At 54.4% G+C, this 22,610-nt stretch carries 18 protein-coding genes; 12 read left to right on the top strand and 6 right to left on the bottom strand.

Annotated features, from left to right (window positions below; genetic code table 11):
• The first annotated feature begins 60 nt into the window (after nucleotides 1-60).
• Nucleotides 61-825, top strand: coding sequence for an SDR family NAD(P)-dependent oxidoreductase (locus LG385_RS03780; RefSeq protein WP_225772534.1), 765 nt, complete (start codon nucleotides 61-63; stop codon nucleotides 823-825).
• Nucleotides 826-910: 85 nt separating this feature from the next.
• Here the strand turns inward: LG385_RS03780 and pyrF are convergent, their stop codons facing one another.
• Entirely contained in the window at nucleotides 911-1,612 is a 702-nt protein-coding gene (gene pyrF, locus LG385_RS03775; protein ID WP_225772532.1) for an orotidine-5'-phosphate decarboxylase, read from the bottom strand.
• 150 nt (nucleotides 1,613-1,762) lie between these two features.
• Between pyrF and LG385_RS03770 the strand changes: the two genes are divergently transcribed.
• A complete protein-coding gene (locus tag LG385_RS03770; protein WP_181111613.1) occupies nucleotides 1,763-1,930 on the top strand; it encodes a DUF2897 family protein in 168 nt (55 codons plus the stop codon).
• A 58-nt stretch (nucleotides 1,931-1,988) separates the two neighbouring features.
• Nucleotides 1,989-2,552 (top strand): TetR/AcrR family transcriptional regulator, encoded by a 564-nt coding sequence (locus tag LG385_RS03765; RefSeq protein ID WP_225772529.1) that lies wholly within the window; start codon nucleotides 1,989-1,991, stop codon nucleotides 2,550-2,552.
• A 387-nt stretch (nucleotides 2,553-2,939) separates the two neighbouring features.
• On the opposite strand, the gene fabF is transcribed toward LG385_RS03765, so the two are convergent.
• The 3 genes from fabF to LG385_RS03750 all read right to left on the bottom strand — a co-directional run bounded on the left by fabF (nucleotide 2,940) and on the right by LG385_RS03750 (nucleotide 5,923).
• On the bottom strand, nucleotides 2,940-4,211 hold the full coding sequence (gene fabF, locus LG385_RS03760; protein WP_225772527.1) for a beta-ketoacyl-ACP synthase II: 1,272 nt from the start codon (nucleotides 4,209-4,211) through the stop codon (nucleotides 2,940-2,942).
• Between the two features lie 201 nt (nucleotides 4,212-4,412).
• Nucleotides 4,413-4,727 carry a ComEA family DNA-binding protein gene (locus LG385_RS03755; RefSeq protein ID WP_225772525.1) on the bottom strand — a complete coding sequence of 105 codons (315 nt, stop codon included), beginning with the start codon at nucleotides 4,725-4,727 and terminating at the stop codon, nucleotides 4,413-4,415.
• A gap of 104 nt (nucleotides 4,728-4,831) precedes the next feature.
• Nucleotides 4,832-5,923, bottom strand: a complete 1,092-nt coding sequence (locus tag LG385_RS03750; RefSeq protein ID WP_225772522.1) for a lactonase family protein — start codon at nucleotides 5,921-5,923, stop codon at nucleotides 4,832-4,834.
• 169 nt (nucleotides 5,924-6,092) lie between these two features.
• On the opposite strand from LG385_RS03750, the gene LG385_RS03745 reads away from it, so the two are divergent.
• Both LG385_RS03745 and LG385_RS03740 read left to right on the top strand, forming a co-directional pair.
• Complete coding sequence (locus tag LG385_RS03745; RefSeq protein ID WP_181111608.1) at nucleotides 6,093-6,359, top strand: hypothetical protein; 267 nt, start codon at nucleotides 6,093-6,095, stop codon at nucleotides 6,357-6,359.
• A gap of 644 nt (nucleotides 6,360-7,003) precedes the next feature.
• Nucleotides 7,004-7,873, top strand: coding sequence for a phytanoyl-CoA dioxygenase family protein (locus tag LG385_RS03740; RefSeq protein ID WP_225772519.1), 870 nt, complete (start codon nucleotides 7,004-7,006; stop codon nucleotides 7,871-7,873).
• A 1-nt stretch (nucleotide 7,874) separates the two neighbouring features.
• Here the strand turns inward: LG385_RS03740 and LG385_RS03735 are convergent, their stop codons facing one another.
• Nucleotides 7,875-9,872, bottom strand: coding sequence for a polysaccharide biosynthesis protein (locus LG385_RS03735; protein ID WP_225772517.1), 1,998 nt, complete (start codon nucleotides 9,870-9,872; stop codon nucleotides 7,875-7,877).
• A 184-nt stretch (nucleotides 9,873-10,056) separates the two neighbouring features.
• Here LG385_RS03735 and LG385_RS03730 point away from each other — a divergent pair, with 184 nt between their 5' ends.
• The 7 genes from LG385_RS03730 to LG385_RS03700 all read left to right on the top strand — a co-directional run bounded on the left by LG385_RS03730 (nucleotide 10,057) and on the right by LG385_RS03700 (nucleotide 21,555).
• Nucleotides 10,057-11,067 (top strand): glycosyltransferase family 2 protein, encoded by a 1,011-nt coding sequence (locus LG385_RS03730; RefSeq protein ID WP_225772515.1) that lies wholly within the window; start codon nucleotides 10,057-10,059, stop codon nucleotides 11,065-11,067.
• Between the two features lie 162 nt (nucleotides 11,068-11,229).
• Nucleotides 11,230-11,973 carry an ABC transporter permease gene (locus LG385_RS03725; protein WP_225776164.1) on the top strand — a complete coding sequence of 248 codons (744 nt, stop codon included), beginning with the start codon at nucleotides 11,230-11,232 and terminating at the stop codon, nucleotides 11,971-11,973.
• On the top strand, nucleotides 11,963-13,303 hold the full coding sequence (locus LG385_RS03720; RefSeq protein ID WP_225772513.1) for an ABC transporter ATP-binding protein: 1,341 nt from the start codon (nucleotides 11,963-11,965) through the stop codon (nucleotides 13,301-13,303). The genes LG385_RS03725 and LG385_RS03720 overlap by 11 nt, the downstream gene beginning before the upstream one ends.
• 2 nt (nucleotides 13,304-13,305) lie before the next feature.
• Complete coding sequence (locus LG385_RS03715) at nucleotides 13,306-17,676, top strand: glycosyltransferase (protein WP_225776163.1); 4,371 nt, start codon at nucleotides 13,306-13,308, stop codon at nucleotides 17,674-17,676.
• A 63-nt stretch (nucleotides 17,677-17,739) separates the two neighbouring features.
• Nucleotides 17,740-18,732 (top strand): glycosyltransferase family 2 protein, encoded by a 993-nt coding sequence (locus tag LG385_RS03710; protein WP_225772511.1) that lies wholly within the window; start codon nucleotides 17,740-17,742, stop codon nucleotides 18,730-18,732.
• Complete coding sequence (locus LG385_RS03705; protein WP_225772509.1) at nucleotides 18,732-19,076, top strand: EamA family transporter; 345 nt, start codon at nucleotides 18,732-18,734, stop codon at nucleotides 19,074-19,076. The genes LG385_RS03710 and LG385_RS03705 overlap by 1 nt, the downstream gene beginning before the upstream one ends.
• A 1-nt stretch (nucleotide 19,077) precedes the next feature.
• Entirely contained in the window at nucleotides 19,078-21,555 is a 2,478-nt protein-coding gene (locus LG385_RS03700) for a hypothetical protein (RefSeq protein WP_225772507.1), read from the top strand.
• A gap of 55 nt (nucleotides 21,556-21,610) precedes the next feature.
• On the opposite strand, the gene LG385_RS03695 is transcribed toward LG385_RS03700, so the two are convergent.
• Nucleotides 21,611-22,336 carry a class I SAM-dependent methyltransferase gene (locus tag LG385_RS03695; protein ID WP_225772505.1) on the bottom strand — a complete coding sequence of 242 codons (726 nt, stop codon included), beginning with the start codon at nucleotides 22,334-22,336 and terminating at the stop codon, nucleotides 21,611-21,613.
• Nucleotides 22,337-22,610: the final 274 nt, after the last annotated feature.

The following is a 22,610-nucleotide window of genomic DNA, read 5'->3' as shown; positions in this document are numbered from 1 at the left end:
CGGAACCCTGCTCTTCCCGCGCTCTCAGAAAATGAGCCAATCATTTTTCAGGAGCTGGGCATGTTCAGGTTTGTCGACAAGGTTGTAATCGTTACAGGCGCCGGCTCTGGCATCGGGGCGGCCACCGCGCAGCGGTTCGGCGCGGAGGGCGCGTTGGTAACGCTGGTTGGGCGGGACAAGTCCAAGCTCGAACGGATTGCCGCGTTATTGCCCGAAGATAAAACCCTGGTAGTGCCAGCGGACGTCTCGTCCTGGGAAGCCGTGCAGGACGTTATCAACCAGACGGTCGAGCGCTTCGGCAAGCTGGACGTGCTGGTGAACAATGCCGGGGTTGCGCCTACCGGCTCGCTTACCGAAACGCCGATGGAAGACTGGCACAACGTGATGAGCATCGATGTGAACGGCGTGTTCTATGGCTGCCGCGCGGCAATGCCTCATTTGATCGAGAGCAAGGGCTCGATCATCAACCTGTCTTCGGTATCGGGCCTGGGCGGGGATTGGGGTATGAGTTTCTACAACGCGGCCAAAGGCGCGGTCAGCAACTTCACCCGCTCGCTGGCGCTGGAATACGGCCGCCAGGGCGTACGCGTGAACGCCGTGTGCCCCGCGCTCACCTGGAGCGACCTCACGGCAGAGATGAAGAACGACGAGGCGCTGATGGCCAAGTTCGAAGAACGCATCCCCATGGGCCGCGCCGCCGAACCTCAGGAGATTGCCGACGTGATTGCCTTCCTCGCCAGCGATGACGCCCGGTTCGTGAACGGCGTGAACCTGCCCGTGGACGGCGGGCTGCATGCATCCAATGGGCAACCGCCGCAGGCGTGAGCCTAGAGGGCCTATTTCTGGCTGGCACCAGTTGTAGGACCTGCGGGGCCGGCCATCCGGCGCAGCCCGGGAATAGCCGGAACGATCAGCCCCTGAGCTCAGCCACCACCCGCGCCAAGGCCTCGGCCGGGTCGGCCGCCTGGCTGATCGGGCGGCCGATTACCAGGTAATCGGAGCCGGCATCCAGCGCCTGGCGTGGGGTGAGGATGCGGCGCTGGTCGTCCTGGGCGCTGCCGGCGGGCCGGATGCCGGGGGTAACCAGTTGCAAGCCTGGGTGCGCGGCCTTGAGCGCCGGCGCTTCCAGGGCGGAGCACACCAGGCCGTCCATTCCGGCTTTCTCGGCCAAGGCAGCCAAGCGCAGCACCTGCTCTTGCGGGTCTACATCCAGGCCGATGCCGGCCAGGTCTTCGCGCTCCATGCTGGTAAGCACGGTCACGCCGATCAGCAGCGGCTTGTGCCCGCCTTTTTGCTCCAGCACTTCACGGCAGGCGCTCATCATGCGCAGGCCGCCCGAGCAGTGTACGTTCACCATCCACACGCCCATCTCGGCAGCCGCTTTCACCGCCATGGCCGTGGTGTTGGGGATGTCGTGAAATTTCAGGTCCAAGAACACTTCGAAGCCACGGTCGTTCAGCGCTTCCACGATACCTGCCGCGCTGCTGGTGAACAGTTCCTTGCCCACTTTAACCCGGCACAGGGCAGGGTCCAGGCGATCCGCAAGCGCCAAGGCGGCTTCGCGGGTGGAAAAGTCCAAAGCGACAATAACGGGCGACTGGCAGGCTGGCATGTGAGCTCTCGGCGGCAAACTGGAAAACGGCGCGCATTGTAGCGGATTTGCTCCCCCGAGGGAGGGCATTTGGGCGGGAGTACCCGTGCCCCGGGCCTATACTGGAACCAACGCCAGGCGGCGTTACTCGAAGCGGTAAAGGAGGCTCTTATGCCCTGGTATGCGTGGTTGATCCTGTTGGTGGCTATCGGCTCTGTGGTCGGTGGCTTGATGGTATTGCGCCAAAGCGCACAAAAGTTGCCCTTGAGCGAAGCGCAGCTCAAGCGGGTGCATGAGCGGAATGCGGAAATGGACGCGAAAGAGGCGCGCGATCGCTAAGCCATAGCCGCTCAGGGTGATAGAATGTCGCATAACATTTCATCACCCTGGAGCCCTTATGCGATATTCCCAGGACCACAAGGCACAAACCTATCAGCGCATCCTGCGTGAAGCCAGCGCACGCTTCCGTCGCGATGGCATTGCCGCCACCGGCTTGCAGCCACTCATGAAGGCGCTGGGCCTTACCCATGGCGGTTTCTACGCACACTTCGCGTCCAAGCAAGCATTGGTAGAAACCGTGCTGCGCGAAGCCACCGCTGAAATGGACACAATGGTCGCCGAAGCTGCGGCCAATCCCACCCCCCTCGAAGCCCTGATAGACCGTTACCTGAGCGAAGGCCACCGGGACCACCCGGAACGCGGCTGCCCCTTCCCTACGCTCGCTGCAGAGCTGGGCCAGCGCGGAGAGCCCAGCGAGATCGTGGATGAGGCCATCGAGGGCCGGCTGGCCCTGATTGCCAAACTGCTACAAGGCGAAGACGCCGAGGCCCGTGCAACAGTGCTGTGGTCGTCACTAGTGGGTGCCCTGGTGCTCGCGCGGAGCGTAAAAGACCCGGCGCTTTCCACGCGCATACTGGAAGACACCAAACGCTCGCTCAAGGCCAGCTATACCCAAGGGTAGGTTATCCAACAAAACCTTGTGTGAACGTGTGGACAAGCTGGGGGGTAAGCGCTGGAGGCCGCGGTGCTCATGGCTTTGTAGCCATTGAGCAGTTTGCGATCAACTGCTTGCGGGTTGTTCACAAAGCACGGGGACGCTTGTGTGGATAACCGTTGCACAACCCCCTGGAAGCCACGGGCGGCAGGGCCTGCGGCGGCATGATCAATTTTTGATCAGCCAGACCTGCTGTTTATGGGTTATACAGCGTTTTCCCTATGTGATTGTAAATACAGCACTTATCCCTTTAAAACTTGCATGGCGCTGTGCATAAGCTGGGGGAACACCCCGCAAACCCACGGCTGGCGCGGGTTTGCGGCAACTGATCAAAAACTGAACAGCTCGATAGTGCTAATCCACCCAGCGGCGGAAGATAACGCTCGCGTTCACGCCACCGAAGCCGAACCCATTGGACAAGGCATAGCTCGTGGATAGTGGTGTAGGTTCGTCCGGCCCCGCTATGGTGAGCGCACCGACGGCCTCATCCGCCGCACGGTAATTGAGCGTGGGCGGCGCAAGCTGATCTCTAAGCGCAAGCACAGTGAAGATAGCCTCCAGGCCACCCGCAGCGCCGAGCAAATGGCCCGTAGCCGATTTTGTGGCCGAGATGGTCAGCTCCGGCGCATCCCCGAACACTGCCCGCACGGCTTGCAACTCGGCGCGGTCGCCAACCGGCGTGGAGGTAGCGTGCGCGTTGATATGCCCAACCTGCCGGGGTTCGATGCCTGCCTGGGCCAACGCCGCCTGCATCGCACGCTGCGCGCCGTTGCCGTCGTCCGGCGCGGCGGTGAGATGGTAGGCATCTGCCGAAGTGCCGTACCCCACCAGTTCCGCCAGCGGCACCGCGCCACGGGCCTGGGCATGCTCGAGGGTTTCGATCACCAGCAGCCCGGCACCCTCTCCCATCACAAAGCCGTCCCTGTCTCTATCGAATGGGCGGGAGGCCTCGGCGGCCACGGCATTAGGTGACACCGCGCGCGCAGCAGCAAAGCCGGCAAGGCTTACGCGGTCGATGGCTGCCTCTGTTCCGCCGCATAGCGCGATATCCGCTTCGCCGGCGCGAATCATCCGCGCAGCGTCCCCTATGGCTTGAACACCCGCCGCGCACGCCGTTACAGGGGCGCCCAACGGCCCACGGAAGCCATAGCGGATCGAGACGTTGCCTGCAGCCAGGTTGACCAGGAACGACGGAATCGTAAACGGAGACAGGCGCCGAGGGCCGCGCTCATCCGTAGTGCGCACTGCTTCGGCAATGGTACCGAACCCGCCAATGCCTGAGCCGATCACCGTCGCGGTGCGGGCCCTAGCCTCATCATCCGACGGTGCCCACCCCGCCTGCTTCAAGGCCTCTTCGGCAGCGGCCAGGGCATACACAATGAACGGCGCCATTTTCTTCTGATCCTTGCCGCTTACCACGGCTTCAGGATCGAAGCCAGCGGATGGGTCTTCATCCCGCGAAGGTATACGCCCCGCTACCGCCACGGACAGCCCTTCCACCGTGGCGGGATCAAGTGCCCGGATACCCGACTCCCCAGCTATCAAACGCGCCCAGTTGGCCGCTACGCCAACACCCAGGGGCGACACCGCGCCCAAGCCGGTTACCACAATGCGGGGCGCGTTCATGGGCGGCCTCCACGGTGCAAGCGGATAAGGTGCAGTGCACGGTTGCAGGTTTCAGACAGGGACATGAAGGGCTCTCCACAACGCTTGGATGACAGTTATCATGCAAAGAGCTTGCGATGAGCAGGCTTAAGATGTCAACCAGCATTTAAAGAGCGGTAGCCCTGCCCTCCTTCATCAGCGAGGGCAGGGCTTGCGGAGGGATTATTTAACAGCGAGGCGGTCGCGATTCTTGTCCAGCAGGGATTTCCCGATCCCTTGCACCTCGAGCAGCTCGTCTACCGAGGTGAAGGCGCCGTTCTGTTCACGGAACGCGACAATGGCCTGGGCTTTCGCCGCGCCAATGCCGGTAAGCTCCTTCTGCAGGGTAGTGGCGTCCGCCGTGTTCAGATTGACCAGGCTCTGGGCCATGGCCGCAGCGGAAGGCCCGGGCGCGGTGCTGGCGGTATTGGCCTGAGCGGCGAGCGGAGTGATAGCCAGTGCAGCGAGGAGAATGGAAGAAAGGATAGTCTTGCGCATGGAATGCTCCTTGACAGGTTGCACGGCACGTCATGAGCCGTGCACCTACCTTAGCGGAGCTGAAATCGAATACCAGTGTACAGCTGTTAGCGAAGTTTTCCGTGTTAGCCGAGCACCTCGATCCACAGCGCGCCATCCCCTGATGGGGCTTGGCTCACGCGGGCGATCTTGCCGTCTGGATGAATGCGATAAATGCCCACCACCTTGCTCAGCTCACCACAGGCAATCAGCCACTGCCCGTTCGGCGAGACAGCAATGTTGCGCGGTTGCTTCTCTTCGAGCTTATGGTTGTCGAGGTATTTCAGCTGGCCACCGTCTGCCACTTCGAACACGCTCACGGAACTGGTGGTGCGCTCGGTGATGTACAACAGCTTCCCGCCCGGCACCAAGTGGATGTCTGCACACCACACGCGGGGTGTAGGGTCATCGGCCAAGTTATTATTGCGGTTGTCCCGCACAAGGCCTTCGCTCAGGTTGAGCGACGCAGGGATGCCGCTTTCAACACCGACCTGGGTGAGCGCACCGGTTTGCGCGTCGATGGCAAAGGAAATCACCGTGCCGCTCATTTCACCGACCACGTACATGTAATGGCCATCTTCAGAGAACGCCATGTGCCGAGGGCCGGTGTTCTCATCGACCGTTACAAACCCTTCTCCAATCGGCTGCAACTCGCCCGCCTGGGCATCCAGGGTGAATTGCAGCACGCGATCGACACCCAGCACACAGGCGTATACGAAACGGTTGCTGGGGTCTGTACGCACGGAATGCGCATGCAGGCCGCTTGGGTACTTACGGATTGCCTCCAGTACCTGTAGCTCGTCGTCGATGGGCTGCAGGGTTACCACGTCCTCCCCGTAGGAGGCGCCAAACAGGAAGCGACCTTGGCGATCGGTGGCCATATACGATAGGCCCGCGCCAAGTGGTGCCTCGGCGCGGCGTGTGAGCTTGCCGCTACCGGCGTCCACGCTGAAGCTGACCACCTGCGGTGGCTGGCCGCGCAGCGCGCCGTAGAGGGTGCTACCGTCCGGGGACAGCGACAACGCGTTCACCTTCTCCCCCGCTTCAACCTGCTCAACCAGGCTCAGCTCACCGGTTTCGTCATTGAGATGGTAATGGGTGATCAACCCATCGTTGGGGCTGGAAATATAGGCATAGCTCATGGCGGTCCCTCGGCAGGCAGTCAGATAGGCAGTCATCCTATGACCACTCGGCGGCGCACTCAACCTCTGCCGCTGATCCGGGGCGTGTAACAGAAGGTGACGTTTCCATTGCACCACTTTGCAAAGGGGTGTCTAAAGTGAAGGAGAGCGCTAGCCGAAACCAGAACAAGGCCTACCGAACGCCGCTGATTGACGGAGATTCCCCATGAACAACGACATCTATTTGCTGATCGAGCACGGCCGGGAATACGGCGAAGCCTATGTGCTGGGCTGGTTCGAGAACGAAGCCACCGCCAGGGAAGCGGCGTTGAAGATGGAATGGGACGCCTACCGTGCCGAGCTGCGGCACCCTTCGGGCTGGTTCAACGAAAAGCCCGTGCCGCCTAGCGAGGCGGACTACAAACGGTACTGGGTAAAACCGTTGAGCAAGTTTGCGTATGCGCCGGTGGAGATGCCGGCGCAGGTGCATTGAGCTTAGAAGCCTTACTCCTATGAGGAGTCATGAGATATATCTGCAGCCTCACTGACTCCTCAACCGATAGTTGGCGGACATACTTATAAAAAAAGGCCCAACATCCGTTATCCCCACCAAAACCTATCTTGCCTTATAGGATATATGCACTTGCCCCAGCTATCGCTTGTAACGCCATCCAAACAAGCTCTTGCTACTTAATAATAAACTTCATCCGAAATGAAAAAACCTCTCCAGCAAAGACCAAAAACACAACAGATACCTACAAACACCGAAGATACAAGATCTTAAAACTTAGCTCTTAATTAAAACTATGCGGAATCTTCATTCCCAGGTAGACCTCCGAAAAATGCAGCGTATATTAGAAATCAATTCCGAAGAGCTACAGGGCACTGTATTAGGATTTATATTAAACTGCACCGACTCACTCATCAATCATGCCCATTCAGCTTGCATCACTTGTTAAGCTGACATTAGTACAGCAAGCCTTAGAAACCTGAGCCAACCTACGAATATGCCCATTAGCCAAAATCGCCTGACAAAAGAGGTGATCGCAAGGGAATCGCGCTGACACCCTTGGTGCGCTACACTCGAGGAAGACAGCGGCAGACGCCGGCCTTTCTGTAGCCCTTGGAATTTTCGACGTGATCAACCTCAGCAGACTCTTCAAGCGGCCCTCCCCGCCGCCCGTAGATACATCATCGTGGGACAAGGATGGGTTTTTGAAGCTGCCTGGCTTCTATTCACATACCCAGATCGACCAGGCCAGGGATGCCCAGGAATCCGCCTGGCGTGAGCGCCACCCTCGCATTGTCGTTGATGATCTAGTAACCGGAAAAAGACTGAAGCTTCGGGACGTGGACACACACGCCGCGAAAACGCATCGCTTCAAGCTCAATGACCTCTACCTCGAAATTGACGCTATTCGCGCCCTTGCGCTCAATGACCGAATATCTCCGCTATTGAACCAGCTACTTGGAGAAAAGGTTGTTTTGTGCAACTCCCTCAGCTTTGATCAGGGGAGCAGCCAACCGGATCATGTGGACGCCCTGTACATGACCCCACGCACCCCTCATAGCTTGGTTGCGATATGGGTGGCCCTGGAAGACTGCCATATGGACGCAGGCCCCCTCCGCTACTATCCAGGCAGCCACAAGATCCCTGCTTATCGCTTCTCCAATGACTCACTGCATTTCGTGCCTCAAGAAATGAGCGCGTGGCATGCGCACATAGAGCAGCAGATCAAAGATAGGGATCTCAAAGCGGAAACGTTCGCCGCAAAGAAAGGCGATGTATTTATCTGGAGCTGCTACCTGCTACACGGCGGAATGCCAATAGCTGACCCTGCCCGTACAAGGAAGAGCCTCGTTTTCCACTACTACACTGAAAGCGACTGTATTGCGAACCAGTGCAAGCTGGTTGAAGACGGTAATGCATTTTGGATGCATCGCGCCCATCAGCCTACGAACGGCGAGCTAGCGGGAGAACTCCCACCATTACCCGCGAGCCAGTGAGTCACTCTGCATCCGAGCGCTGCTGTAAGTGAAACCAGTCGACGATAGTATCCTGCGGCTCATACCCGATCACGGTCTGCCGCAGGATCGTTCGCACCTGCTGGAAATCTTCACTCCTGAGCGCCCCCTGCAGTGCAGCCAGCTTACGCTTGAGTTCATCCCAAGCAATGCTCTCTTCGTGCGCGCACATGATCATCGGGTGGCGCGTCGGGACCACGTCTTCACCGATCAGCAGCTCTTCGTATAGTTTTTCGCCCGGCCGCAAACCCGTGAATTCTATAGCAACGTCTCCATGAGGGTTTCGCTCCGAGCGGACGCTCATGCCGGCTAGCCGTATCATTTTCTCAGCGAGTTCGGCGATCAGGACTGGAGGGCCCATATCGAGTACAAATACTTCGCCCCCCCCTCCTAAAGCACCAGCCTGGATAACCAGCTGAGCAGCTTCCGGGATAGTCATAAAATAACGCGTTATCTTCGGGTGCGTAACAGTAAGCGGCCCGCCCGCACAGATCTGTTTATGGAACAGCGGTATAACCGAGCCTGACGAGCCGAGCACGTTACCGAACCTGACCATCGCAAACCGCGTTCGATTGACTTGGGCAACATTGGAAGGATCCTCGAAGAGCACCGGGGCCGCTTCGCGGCTAAGCCCCTGAAGAATCAGCTCGGCCAACCTTTTGGTGCTACCCATGATATTCGTTGGCCGTACTGCTTTGTCCGTTGATATCAATACGAAGTTCAACACTCCGACTCGAACCGCGGCTTGAGCCAGATGCAAAGTTCCGAAGACATTGTTCAATACTCCTTCCGCTATGTTGTGCTCGACAATCGGAACATGCTTATAAGCTGCTGCATGATAAACCGTCTCCACTCGCCACGCCTGCAACGTTTGGCGAAGCTTAACCGAATCCTTTACCGATCCCAGGATTGGAATAACCCGCGTATTCAGCGCATGCCTGAGCAGCAATTGCTCTAGCTCTCCACTAATCGCATAGAGGTTGAACTCGCTGTGATCAAACAGGAGTAACTGCAACGGCTCCAGATGAAGAATCTGTCGGCACAACTCCGAGCCAATCGACCCCCCCGCCCCAGTCACGAGTACGACCCTCCCGCTCACGCATTGCCTAAGCAGGTCAGGCTCGGCGGGCACAGGATCACGACCAAGCAGGTCGGCAACGTCCACCTCCTGGATGTCCTCCACCTTCACCCTGCCGCTTGCAAGGTCAGACAGATTCGGCACGCTACGAACGTGAAGCGGGAACGATTCGAGGTATTCGAGGATTTCCCTACGCCGCCCGCGGCTCAAGGATGGTAATGCCAGCAGGACTTCGGTTGCCCCGGTTTCCTCGATCATTCTGTTCATATGCCTTGGCTTATAAACCTGTAGCCCCGCAATGACTCGCCTGGCCAAGCCTGGATCATCATCAATGAAGGCTACCGGCCGCATAGCCTTGCCCATTCTCAGCGCGGACACCAACTGGTTACCGGCTACGCCCGCTCCATAAATGACGACCTTGGTGTGACTTTCATCCTTGCTCAGGAAGGGTACATGGCTGGCTCCGGCGAACCAATCACCCAGAAAGAACTGCCGCATCGCCAAACGAAGCCCGCCCAGAATGACAAGACTGAGCCACCAATAATTGAAGATAATCGATCTAGGGACAACAGCCTTGTGGTTGCTGAACCAGAATATGACAAATGCTAAAACAAGTGCGGCCAGGCTAACAGCCTTGAAAATTGTAATAAGTGCATCATTACCAAAGTAACGCATTACGGCGCGATACATTCCCAGCCGTATAAAAAGCGGGATCGATACAAGTGGAGCGGCGACAAAAAGCCAAAGATAGTCACCGACGGGATTTATCAGGTCTTCGATTCCCAGACGTACTACAAATGCCACCCATAACGCCAGCCAGACAAGCCCGATGTCCACCACCACCTGGATAAGGCGTTTTTGCCGCCTTGGTAGTGCCAACAAAAGTCTTCTTAGTTTGTCCACCAGCGCCCCTGAAATTTAATGTAACTATTTTTGGAACCATCCGAACCCGGCATTGTCTGCAATGCGATTACCCCCCCGATTGGCTGGGAAGAGCACGTCTGTTATCGTGCCTCTGCCACGAAGCACCAAGGCCAACACAGACTATGCCAGAAATACAGCAGACGGAAGGTGCGGGTATGCCTCAATGATACAAATCAAAGGAAAGGCGGAATTCGATACCGCGGCCCAAACCATGCCCCAACCTGCGGGAAAGGCTACCGAAGCTGCAACCCATATCCAGATTCCAAGGATTGCAATCTTGATGTGTACCTATAACGGGGAACGCTTTCTTGAGCAGCAGCTGGATACGATCGTGGGTCAAAACCATAGAAGATGGCATTTATATATTTCAGATGATGGCTCAAGCGACGCCACGCTCTCTATATTGCACCGCTACTCCTCCCGCCTGCAGGATCGCTTCACACTATTCAGTGGCCCTGGAATGGGGTTTGCCGCAAATTTCCTCTCCTTGCTTCGTCGACAGGAGGTGCGTGCCGACTACTACGCTTTCAGCGATCAGGATGACATCTGGTATGCCGACAAACTGAGCCGGGCAATCGCGGCGCTGAGCGGCTGCCCGGACGGAGCGTTACTGTACTGTGGTAGAACCCGGCTCGTTGACGAACAGGGCAACGTGCTCGGTAAGTCGCCAGCATTCGTAAGGCCCCCCAGGTTCTCCAATGCCCTCGTACAAAGCCTGGCGGGAGCGAATACGATGGTATTCAACGAAACGGCCCGTCGCCTCCTAAGCAGGGTAGGCGAAGGCTCTAACATCGTCGCTCACGACTGGCTGGCGTACCTCTTGGTGTCTGCGGTAGGCGGGACCGTCCTCTATGACCCGCGCCCCTGTCTGGACTATCGACAGCACGCCGGAAACCTTATTGGAGGAAACGCGACTATTCAGGATCGGTTCCGGCGACTGACCATGATGCTATCCGGGCGCTTCGCTGAGTGGAACAGCGCGAACATTGAGATCCTTGCCCCTATTAATGAGTTGATAACGTACGAAAACCGGCAGATTCTAGCGCTTTTCGTCGCCGCACGTGCCAAAGCGGGCTTCGCCGCTCTGCTGCTGCTCAGGCGTGCAGGAGTCTACCGGCAAACATTTTTAGGAAATTTAACCCTGGCGGTTGCCAGCCTGATAAAACGCATTTAAAAACAAACCCCTACCGCGTCGGCAGCGCAGGCAGCTTTCAGCCATGCCTGCCCTGACGGGAGGAGCTCACGGGAAGTGACATTGAATATTTCTAAAGGAATGGGTTCCGGCCCCGCGGGTTTCCTACGCAGCTTCTGGCTGAATCGAGAGCTGATCATTCAAATGACTCGGCGCGAAGTGGTCGGCCGCTATCGAGGTTCGGTGATGGGCCTGGCGTGGTCATTTTTCAATCCGATCCTGCTGCTTGTCGTCTATACGTTCGTATTTTCCGAAGTCTTTCAGTCCCGCTGGGCTGGCCAGGAAGGCAAGGGGGACTTTGCCATCCTCCTTTTCGTGGGGATGATTGTGCACGGCCTATTTGCCGAGTGTGCCAACCGGGCGCCGTCGTTGATCCTTAGCAATGCGAATTATGTAAAGAAAGTAGTCTTCCCGCTTGAAATCCTCCCTCTGGTAAGCCTGGGTGCGGCGCTGTTTCATAGCTGCATCAGCGTAATCGTGCTTCTGGCGGCACAACAGATGCTCAGCGGCACTACGCCCCTTACAGCACTTTACTTCCCCGTGATATTACTCCCGCTCTGCCTGGGGACACTCGGCCTCAGCTGGCTGCTCGCCGCGTTGGGTGTGTTCATTAGAGACGTAGGGCAAATTATCAGCGTGTTAACGACGGTATTGCTGTTCCTTTCGCCCGTGCTGTATCCCGTGTCTGCCTTGCCTGAAGCCTATCGCCCATGGCTGCGGCTTAATCCGTTGACCTATGTCATCGAAGACAGCCGGAACGTACTTATCTTTGGCCATTCCCCTGAATGGCATGGCTTCATCTTGTCACTGGCCGGGAGCGTGGTCATAGCGCTAGCTGGATTCTGGCTGTTCCAGAAAACGCGCGCGGGGTTTGCCGATGTCCTCTGAAACCTATGCTATTCGCGTCGAGGACGTTTCCAAGTGCTTCCACACCTATGACAAACCCATCGATCGCTTGAAAAGATCGGTCGTTCCACGGCTCCAGCAGTGGGTTGGTGACGCGCCTACCTCTTATGGCAAGGAATTCTGGGCGCTGCGCAATATCAGCTTCGAGGTGAAGCGAGGAGAAACTGTAGGGATCGTAGGTCGTAATGGCTCGGGTAAGTCGACGCTCCTGCAGATCATCTGCGGCACCCTTACCCCTACGAGCGGTACTGTGCAAACCCACGGCCGCGTGGCTGCACTACTTGAACTAGGCTCGGGCTTCAACCCTGAGTTCACGGGCCGGGAAAACGTGTTTCTTAACGGCGCCCTGCTGGGCCTCACCCGTGAAGAAATAGACGCACGCTTCGATGCAATAGCCGCCTTCGCGGACATCGGAGAGTTTATAGAGCAGCCGGTCAAACATTACTCCAGCGGTATGGCGGTGCGCCTGGCATTTGCTGTGCAGGCTCAGGTGGACCCTGACATTCTGATTGTGGATGAAGCGCTGTCAGTAGGAGATGCGCGATTCCAGGCGAAATGCTTTGAGCGACTACGCCAACTCAAGGAAAACGGCACCAGTATTCTGCTAGTTACCCATGCGAGTGAACAGGTAGTAACTCACTGCGACCGTGCAGTGCTATTGGACAGAAGCAGAGTGGAAATGCTGGGCAAGCCGCGGCCCATTATTAACCGTTACCTAGACCTTTTGTTCGGCAGGGAAAAGCAAGCTACTCCTCCACCCGAGGACAAAACCGCGCCGCTGAAACAAGCCGAAGGCGTACCGGTGATGAACGTAGAAGAGGGAGACCATTTCCTCACACGCCCTGGTTATAACCCCCATGAGTACCGGTGGGGAGATGGTTCAGCCACCCTTTTGGATTATCATCTGCGCAGCGGAGGTCGTGACTTTCCGGCCCAAGTCACAAGCGGCGAAACTATTGAGCTATGGCTACGTTTTCGTTTTAACAGAAGGGTCATTAACCCGATCCTAGGTTTAACCCTAAAAACCAAGGAAGGTGTAACGCTTTACGGGACAAACAGCCAGCTTCAGTCCTGCGGCGCAATCGCTAAACTGGGCGAGGCCGACTCAACAGCGAAGGCAAAACTGACATTCAATGCCTGTCTTGGCTCAGGTGACTATTTCATTTCGCTCGGGCTCGCTTCGCAGGTAGGCGACTCGATCGTTCCCCATGACCGTCGCTATGACGTCATACATCTGTGTGTGGCGCCCACTCCCCAAATGCTTGGGTTAGTGGATCTCGCTGGTGCTATCAACGTGGAATCCGTCTCTTGAACATGTCTGAAGCTAGTCAATACATCCTCGACGACACCACCGGTGTATGGGCCCGCCCGGGTTATTTAAGCATTCCCTACAGTGACGGAGACACCGCTGAAGAATACGTCTGGGAAGTCGTTCGAAATGCCAACGACCTGTCGGCGCTTTCTGTAGAACTTGCAGGGCACGCTCGTGACTGGGCAAGCCTCTACCACTTATCCCCCGCTAGAGGGAACATACTCCGTCCGTTTGAGGCTCAACTAAATAAAAAGGTGCTGGAGATTGGTGCTGGCTGTGGGGCGATCAGCCGCTTCTTAGGGGAGTGCGGCGGGCAGGTCTTATGCTTGGAAGGTAGCGTCCGCCGCGCTCGAACTGCGGCGAGTCGTACCCGGGACCTATCCAATGTGACAGTGCTGGCGGAACGCTTCGATGACTTCGAAACAACCGAACGCTTCGATGTGGTCACGCTGATCGGCGTACTAGAGTATGCAAGCATGTTCAGTACGGCGCCTGATCCAGCGCTGCACATGCTGCAGCGCGCAGGTAGCCTGCTTCGTCCTGGTGGGCGATTATTCATAGCAATTGAAAACCAGCTGGGCTTGAAGTATTTCGCAGGCGCTCCCGAAGACCATCTCGGCCTTCCGATGTATGGTATTGAAGGCCGTTATGGTCAAGGCCAGCCAAAAACGTTCGGTCGTAAAGTATTGGCCAGTCTCCTAAAGGAAGCTGGCTTTGCAGTGAGCGAGTTCTTAGCTCCTATTCCGGACTACAAAATTCCGCAAACCATCATTACCGAACATGGAATCACGCATTCCCGGTTCGATGCCGCCAGCCTGATTGGCCAGAGCGTGGGCAGAGACCCTCAGTTACCAGACGACACACACTTCGATCTGCATCGCACCTGGCCAGAGGTTCTGCATAACGGCCTAGGGCTGGAATTGGCCAACTCATTCCTTGTTTGTGCAACATTAGATCCAGGATCCCACTGCATTCCAGCCTCCGATCTCGCCTATCATTACAGCACGGGACGCAAGCCTTCGTATTGTAAAGAGGCCAGATTCGTAGAAAGCGAAGGACAGATTGAAGTTAGATATCGTCCGCTCGCACCATTAGAAGAATCCCCTGAACAATTCAAATATGAGCTTCCCGCCGTAGCAACCTACAAGGAAGGCACCCTCTTAAGTAGTCGCTTCGTTGAACTAAGCGGTGAACCAGATTGGAGCGTAGAGGGGTTCGCAGAATTTCTTAGGAGCTATATTAATGTCTTGCAGGAGCTCGCAGCCGAGGTGGGCGACCCACCAATTACAATGCATTTGCATCATAGGCTATCAGGCATTTTCATTGACGCCGTGCCAAGCAATATCATCATGGAAGCCTCGGGCAAAGCTGCTTTCATCGACCGCGAATGGCGCAAGCCAGACGGCATAGAGCTTGGCCACCTGCTGGTAAGAGCGCTGCTTTTACTCCTCGCGACCAAGTCACCACTCCTACGGCCCGACTTGGAAATATCCCGCTTCGAATTCATAACCTGCCTATTCTCCGAGGTTGGCCTATCGATCTCCCGGAGTCAGATAGACAGCTTCGTCGAGCAGGAAGCTCGACTTCAGGAAATAGTCACCGGCCGCCACTTCACCGAGTTCCTAGATTGGGGTGCGGATAAGGAGTTGGCCGACCAGGCGTCAGCGGATCCCCAAACCGGCGCGAGCGCGAAACTCTACTGGGCTGCAGATTCTGAAGGATTTACTGAAGGGGAAAGCCTTGCCGTTGCGCTTACAGAAGGCGTCAATACGCTGAGCTGGGTGGTGCCCGCCAACGCTAGTGCGGCTTGCCACGTGCTTCGGTTCGACCCGATCGACAAACCTGGCGTGTTCACAATGGAAGAACTAATGGTGAAGGCTGGAGAGAGCGTTGTCTGGGAGTGGGACGGAGATCTGCAGAGCCTGTCGGCAGTAGTGGGACTTTTTACTCTATTGCGCCCGGACGGCTTGGTTTCGCTGCTGGCGGTTAATGCAGACCCTAGGTTGCAAATACCTTTGCCGACACCGAATGTGATCGGAGAACCATTGCAGCTTTCCGTGACGCTGACCCTCCACCAGGATTCCGACTTCCTCGCTACGTACGGACATTCCGAAGAAAGTTTTGACGAACCGGTCGGTGGCGAAACCATGGCCGAGGGGGCTCCCGGTCGTGAAGCTAATGCCGGAAAGGAAAGCGCCATGTCTCCAGTCAGTGGGGAATATGCCCCCTCAGCAGGTGCCGACTCCGCTAATACTCCGTTGTCAGGATTTGGAGATATAGCGGGAGTTTCGGAGTTGCGCGAGGAAGTTGCAAGGCTAAGAGCTGAACTTGAAGTTTCGCGCGACGCGCTCACGGCTCAACAAATAGCCAAGGACACCCATATTCATAATCTTAACCTTCGCATCATCGGGTTAGAGGGGTCTACGAGTTGGCTGGTGACTGCGCCGCTGCGCAAGGGAGTCATAACCATGCGCAGAGCGCGCCGCATCGCAAGCTTGTTGCCCTCTATCGCTAGGAGAGGAGGTGGGTGGGAGGCTACATGCCGTAAGGCAATCGCAGTACTGCGTTCTCACGGCGTCTCTGGCGTGATCGCCCGTCTCCGCCACGTTATCCAAATGGGTACGCCAGAATTCATCGGCCATGAAAGCCGACCGGTTCCTGATAGACATGATTACCAAAATTGGGTTTCCTATTATGACACCTTAGATGACGATAAGCGGTGGCGTATGAAGGAGGAGGTCCGTCGGTGGCAGAAGAAGCCGTTGGTATCCATTATCATGCCAGTTTATAACCCCCCGATTGCTCTTCTGAACGAAGCGATCGAAAGTGTACGCCGGCAACTATATCCCCAGTGGGAGCTCTGCATTGCCGATGACGCTTCCACTGACGGTGCAGTAGCGGATGTGCTTCGCGGGTGGATGGTACAAGACCCTCGGATCAAAGTGATCTTCCGGGAACGGAATGGTCACATTTCCCAAGCAAGCAACAGCGCGCTGTCGCTAGCTGAAGGGGAATATATAGCCCTGATGGATAATGACGACCTCCTAGCCGAGCATGCGCTTTACTGGGCAGCCAAAGCTATTCAGGACAACCCTACAGCCAAGCTTTTCTATTCCGATGAAGACAAAATAGACGAGGCGGGTCGTAGGTCTTCCCCCTACTTCAAACCTTCTTGGAACAAATTTCTATTTCGCTCCCAGAACATGATTTGTCATTTGGGAATTTATCAGACGGCTTTGGTGCAGGAGCTGAACGGCTTCAGGGAAGGTTATGAAGGCTCTCAGGATTACGACTTAGCATTGAGATGCATCGACCGACTTGAGCGAAATCAAATCGTCCATATTCCCCGCGTGCTTTATCACTGGCGTATACACCGGGGAAGCACTGCACTGGCGGGAAATGAAAAGCCTTACGCCGCCCTTGCAGGCTTACGAGCCCTCAAGGATCATCTAGAGCGTAACGCCACCTCTGGCGAGGTAGAGTTGCTACCTACTGGTATGTATCGAGTGCATTACACACTACCAGAGAATCCGCCATCCGTGAGCGTGATCATTCCCACGCGCAATGCGCACCAGCTTGTACGGCAGTGCATTGAAAGCATTACGAGATTAACTTCATACAAGCACTACGAGATAATTCTCATTGATAATGGATCAGATGATTCAGCCTCGCTTGAGTACTTCATAAGCCTAGAAGCTCTTGATAACGTACGTGTCATCCGTGATGATCGCCCCTTCAACTATTCCGCGCTTAACAATCACGCGGTAAATATAGCCAAGGGTGATGTAATCGCTTTAGTCAACAACGATATAGAAGTAATAACCCCTGAATGGTTGGATGAAATGGTTGCCTTGGCGACCCAGCCAGGCATAGGCGCCGTAGGTGCGAGGTTGTGGTATCCAGACAATCGCCTCCAGCACGGCGGCGTCGTAGTTGGGGTAGGTGGGGTTGCCGGCCACTCTCACAAATACCTTCCGAGAGGAGACCACGGCTACTTCTGTCGCTCGGAGCTCATCCAGGAGTTTTCCGCTGTGACCGCAGCGTGCCTTGTAGTCCGGAAGGCAATCTTTCAAGAGGCTGGCGGTCTCGATGAGGAGAACTTGGTCATCGCATTCAATGATGTAGATTTTTGCCTTCGACTGCAAGAACTTGGATACGTAAATGTTTGGACACCCTATGCCGAGCTTTACCATCATGAAAGCGCAACACGCGGTTTGGAAGATACCCCCGCTAAAAAGGCGCGCTTTGCAGCTGAGGTTAACTATATGAAGCGCCGCTGGCCCCAAATACAGGAAGACTATTGCTATAACCCGAATCTTACACTTGACCATGAAGACTTCGGGTTATCGTGGCCCCCGAGGGTTAAAATTTGATCGATTCCGGCTGAGCATTAAGGCCAAGGAATTTGCCGAGTTGCAACCTTTCAGAGAAATGTTATGACAAATACTGATATAAATACGCCTCGTGTAGCTGTAGTAATACCATGCTTCAAGGTTAAGCGACACATCGCCTCCGTTATTTCGAGTATCGGAAGAGAAGTGCATTCCATTTACGTTGTGGATGACAAATGTCCTGAAGATACGGGGACATATGTTGAACAGACCGTGAACGACCCTCGAGTAAAGGTGATACGAAACTCGGTGAACCTTGGGGTAGGAGGCGCAGTCCTGGCGGGTTATAGGGCGGCAATCGCTGATGGCATGGAGATATTTGTGAAAATTGACGGCGACGGCCAAATGGACCCCGCCCTGATCATGGATTTCGTCGCGCCTATAGCCAGGGGGAAGGCGGATTACACCAAAGGTAATCGCTTCTTCTTCTTGGAAAAGATCCAAAGGATGCCCCCAATACGCCTATTCGGTAACGCCGCGCTATCTTTGATGACGAAATTGTCATCGGGTTATTGGGATTTATTTGACCCAACCAATGGCTACACTGCGATCCACCGAGATGTAGCCAAGCATCTTCCGTTCGAGAAAATCAGCAACCGATACTTTTTCGAAACCGATATGCTTTTTAGGCTTAACACTCTGAGAGCTGTCGTCACTGACATTCCTATGGATGCGAAATACGAAGACGAGGAAAGCAATCTTAGAATCTCGCGTATCGTAGGCGAATTTTTAGTGAAACATCTGAGAAACTTTACAAAACGCGTATTTTATAACTACTATTTGCGAGACATGTCATTAGCATCCATCGAGCTTCCTGTAGGCCTGTGCCTCTTTCTCTCCGGTGCAGCTTTTGGCATGGCACACTGGGCTAGTTCATCCCTAAGTGGGGTACAGGCATCTGCGGGAACAGTAATGCTTTCTGCGTTACCGGTTCTTATGGGAACACAATTAATCCTGGCATTTGTTGGGTATGATATTCAGTCCGTTCCAAAGAAGCCTCTGCACCGCCATATAGCCAACCGCCCCGGAGCGGCATAGTGATCATTACATATATTGTCGCACTGGCATGCGTGGTAGGGATAGCTGCAGGACAGATATTATTCAAACTCGGCGCCATGCAGCTTAAGAAAACTGGCTCTGTGTTTGATCCACAAACCTTCCTAATCTTAATAATAGCATTGGGAGTATATGGGCTAACTACTCTGATCTGGATCTGGATCCTTCAGAAACTTACGCTCGGGAAAGCATACCCACTGATGGCTCTCGCCTTCGTGCTTGTCCCCATTGCAAGCCACTACTTCTTTGATGAAAGGTTCCCACCCCAGTACTTCGTCGGAGTGGCAATCCTTATCACAGGAATAATAATTACGGTGAGGGCTTGAAGTGCCTAGCATTAAACATTTTTTTATTTTATTTATCTATGTACTTTTCGGCTTAACTGGAGTCTCTTCCGCTAAAGAGATGCATGGAGCTGGCTATGTCGATCAAATCGGGATCGACGGCGATCGTTTCATAGCTGTAGGTTGGGCGGGCCCGCCAGGCCCTAATCAGTTTATTACTGCGATCCAGGTTTGGGCCAACGGTTCGATGAGGTATGAAGGGCCGTTCGAACGGATGGAGCGACCGGATGTTGCCGACGCGCTGAAAAGGCCAGACTGGCTCCGGTCAGGCTGGAGGGTCGCGATTCCAGTCGGGGACATTGGTGAAGGCGGAACCGTCAACATCGAGATACGCGCAAAGATCGATTCCGGCGCGAGCCTGACATTGAGCGCCGGGGAAAAAAGCAAAATCATCCTCACCAAGAATAAGCAACGTGATTGGCCGCGATCGATAGCTAAGTCACTATTGATTCTTGGCATTGCAATGATCTTGTTAACTTTTATCTTCGCGGAAAAAATTTCGATCTATGCGTCTCGGGCTATTAAGCGCGAAGTGACTGCGCCTGTAGCATTCATTGCCGCGGTAGCGTTTTTTTTCTGTCTCCTAGTGACTCTAGGATTAACCGGAAGCTCAACGCGACTGCTTCTTGACCAAAGGTCCTTTGTGTCTGCTGATGGGGAGAGACTCTTTGGACGCGAACAGCCGATTCGTAGTGATGAGTGGCTTGTATTTACTCCCTTGTCTGTAGCGCAATACAACCATGCGCCAAAATTCCCCGTGATTAACGATAGTTACGGCGAAGATGGTCAGAATATGTTAGTCGTCGGAATGACAGGCATACCCGTTGCGCACTCGTCCGCTTTTGCAAAGCCAGCAACTTGGGGTTTCTTTATCTTTGATCTGAAGCGAGGTTTAGCTTGGCAGTGGTGGTTTCCTATTTTCGGCTGTTTCGTCGCACTCTGGGGCGTAATCCAAGTACTTTGTCGTACTGAATGGAGAATCGGCGCTGCCCTTGCTGGAACGTATATCGCTGCCCCATATGTGGTTGGATGGTCGTTCTGGCCAGCCTACACAACATTGTTCCCTTCCGTAATGTTTTTATGTATTCACTGGCTACTGCATACAGCACACTGGAGTAAAAAGATCACGGCGTCCTTGGGATTAGCGGTGGCATCAGCTGGATTCGTTTTCCTACTTTATCCGCCTTGGCAGGTATCGTTAGGCTACGTTTTTATCGCGATATCTATCGCCTACCTACTTAGAAACAATGTCTACAAGCAAATCACGCTTGACCGTTTATGCTATTTATTGCTTGCGGCCGTTATTACATTGGCATTTATAGCTGACTGGTGGATATCAGCTAAAGCAGCCGTCGAGGCTATGCAGGCCACCGTATATCCAGGACAGAGAACGACCGTACTAGGCGGGGGCATCTCTCTATCGATGCTTTTAAAAGGCTTTACCAACATAATCACGCTCAATCAGTTGAATAGCACCATTAGTAATCAAAGCGAAATATCCTCATTTTTTTATATGCTAGTGCCGCTTTCGGCCGCTCTGATATTAGTCCGCAAACGCATAGACTCAGTTGCTATAGCGCTTATATTCAGTGCGCTATACGTATATTACTACGTCAGCTTCGGAGTCCCGGAGACATTCGCCAAATGGACGCTTTGGGGAAGGGTTCCATCGAATCGCGCCGACCTAAGCCTTGGTTTTACGCTACTCCTTCTAACAGGATGGCTCGCCGGCCAAGCCATGAATTCAATCCCATCCAAGCTATTCAGGATCACTGTTAGTTTGCTCTGGTGCGGGATTGTGCTATATGCCATTTCGAAGCTGGACGAGTCTATCAAAGTGGGAATGACTCCTTCTCTTTTATTAGGGCTTTGCGCGTACCTATTTTTTATGAGCTATCATTTATTAAGCTGGAGATTTGATAAATATTTGCTATTACTAGGCGCCCTTACACTTGTCACTACACTCCCGTTCCACCCGATAAGCATCGCGCCCAGCAAAGTCTTAATTGCGACACCGATTTCAACCGCATTGACCAGTGAATCACCAGAGAGTAATAAAAGGATTTTGGTTCTAGAGGACCAGGTTCCTGCAATGGCGCTTGCTGCCGCCGGCGCGTCGGTCGCTAACGGTATCTTTTTCTATCCCCAAGAGTCGCTATGGAAGCGGCTTGATAGCCCTTCCGAATACTCGGATGTCTACAATAGATACCAACATTTAAAATTTATTGGGGATCAGGCGCCAGCGCTAGCCAATGGGCAGCCCTACAAGTTAACCACGCCCAGGCCGGACGTAGTCGCTATCCATATATCCCGGCAAGCCTTTGATTTCCACAAGGCCGGTGCAGCGATGGTTATATCACCGATTAATGCATCAGAAGGCTTGTCTCGAAATACAAGCGTCATACCCGCGGGCGAATCGGGCGATTGGAATATGTACAAGCGAGCACCTATTCGCCCGTAAGCACTCACACCATTCCGTAATATAACTCCGCCAGCGATAGGCAGGCGGAGTAATCTCATTTCTTACGGAAGATCACGTACATGATATCGCTTGGCATTATTTTGAGGAACGGCAGTCCAGCTACAATCAAAACGTACATCAACATCTTAGCTATAAAGCTTTGATTCCCAGCATATGAGATACGAGTATATAAGCCGGAAAACGTTAGTGCTGGAAGCGTTCCCTTGTAGACTTCTTCGAAACCATGATCATTTACGAGCTTTATCAGATTATTGCTATCGAAATAGTGTACGTGAGGTGAAGGCAACCCTTTCTGCCACATTCGATTGAAGAAGGAAACAACTCCAAGCCTAGCGAGAGTCTTCGATACCGTGTAGAAAACCCCTTTACTATTGGGCAGATTAAGAACCAGACATCCCTCAGCGTTTAGATATCCGGCACATGCATCCAATATTTTCCTGATGTCCGGGATATGCTCAATGACGTCATTGAACACTATCGCGTCATACTTTTCGCTATCAACCATCGCGTCTGGAAAATAACCATTTCGGACATCTAGGCCCTTTTTTACGGTTTTCTGGAAAACTGCAGAATCCGGTTCCACACCTGTAACTTCATAATCCTTCGCAGCTCGCTCTAGGAACCAGCCATGAGCGCATCCGACGTCCAAGACCCTTTTACCTGGAGGGACGATATTTTTAATTTTGGTCAGCAAAATATCGAAATTTATATTTCGTACAGCTCTAAGCCCAGTCTCTCTAGCACCCTCATCGATGTTCATGTGAGCGTTCGAATTATTGATAGTAGGCTCCAGCGTTGACATTTCATAGTCACAAGCCCGGCATTGATAATGCCATTCCTGTATGCCGACCGATAATTCCTCCTGGCACACTTGACAATCCAAGGCCATGTTTAGTGCTCCATGATTAGTATTTCAACGATACCAGATAAGGCTTAACGGGCGCCACATACACCCACTTGGCAATATCATGGGGTTATTATATACGGGTTGACCTTCGTGAACCGTCCGAAACAGCCTTCACCCAAATGATGGC

The sequence above is a fragment of the Pseudomonas sp. Marseille-Q5115 genome (assembly GCF_916618905.1).
Taxonomy (GTDB): domain Bacteria; phylum Pseudomonadota; class Gammaproteobacteria; order Pseudomonadales; family Pseudomonadaceae; genus Aquipseudomonas; species Aquipseudomonas japonica_A.
The sequence above is the reverse complement of the archived record's forward strand: the minus strand, read 5'-3'. Positions and strand labels throughout refer to the sequence as shown.

Bases quoted from the DNA above. Each gene is read 5' to 3' on its own strand.
- pyrF (WP_225772532.1), bottom strand. From the start codon at position 1,612: ATGCCAGCCTGCCAGTCGCCCGTTATTGTCGCTTTGGACTTTTCCACC.
- fabF (WP_225772527.1), bottom strand. From the start codon at position 4,211: ATGAACGCGCCCCGCATTGTGGTAACCGGCTTGGGCGCGGTGTCGCCC.
- LG385_RS03765 (WP_225772529.1), top strand. From the start codon at position 1,989: ATGCGATATTCCCAGGACCACAAGGCACAAACCTATCAGCGCATCCTG.
- LG385_RS03695 (WP_225772505.1), bottom strand. From the start codon at position 22,336: ATGAACATCGATGAGGGTGCTAGAGAGACTGGGCTTAGAGCTGTACGA.
- LG385_RS03780 (WP_225772534.1), top strand. From the start codon at position 61: ATGTTCAGGTTTGTCGACAAGGTTGTAATCGTTACAGGCGCCGGCTCT.
- LG385_RS03710 (WP_225772511.1), top strand. From the start codon at position 17,740: ATGACAAATACTGATATAAATACGCCTCGTGTAGCTGTAGTAATACCA.
- LG385_RS03750 (WP_225772522.1), bottom strand. From the start codon at position 5,923: ATGACTGCCTATCTGACTGCCTGCCGAGGGACCGCCATGAGCTATGCC.
- LG385_RS03730 (WP_225772515.1), top strand. From the start codon at position 10,057: ATGATACAAATCAAAGGAAAGGCGGAATTCGATACCGCGGCCCAAACC.
- LG385_RS03725 (WP_225776164.1), top strand. From the start codon at position 11,230: ATGACTCGGCGCGAAGTGGTCGGCCGCTATCGAGGTTCGGTGATGGGC.
- LG385_RS03745 (WP_181111608.1), top strand. From the start codon at position 6,093: ATGAACAACGACATCTATTTGCTGATCGAGCACGGCCGGGAATACGGC.
- LG385_RS03715 (WP_225776163.1), top strand. From the start codon at position 13,306: ATGTCTGAAGCTAGTCAATACATCCTCGACGACACCACCGGTGTATGG.
- LG385_RS03755 (WP_225772525.1), bottom strand. From the start codon at position 4,727: ATGCGCAAGACTATCCTTTCTTCCATTCTCCTCGCTGCACTGGCTATC.
- LG385_RS03770 (WP_181111613.1), top strand. From the start codon at position 1,763: ATGCCCTGGTATGCGTGGTTGATCCTGTTGGTGGCTATCGGCTCTGTG.
- LG385_RS03720 (WP_225772513.1), top strand. From the start codon at position 11,963: ATGTCCTCTGAAACCTATGCTATTCGCGTCGAGGACGTTTCCAAGTGC.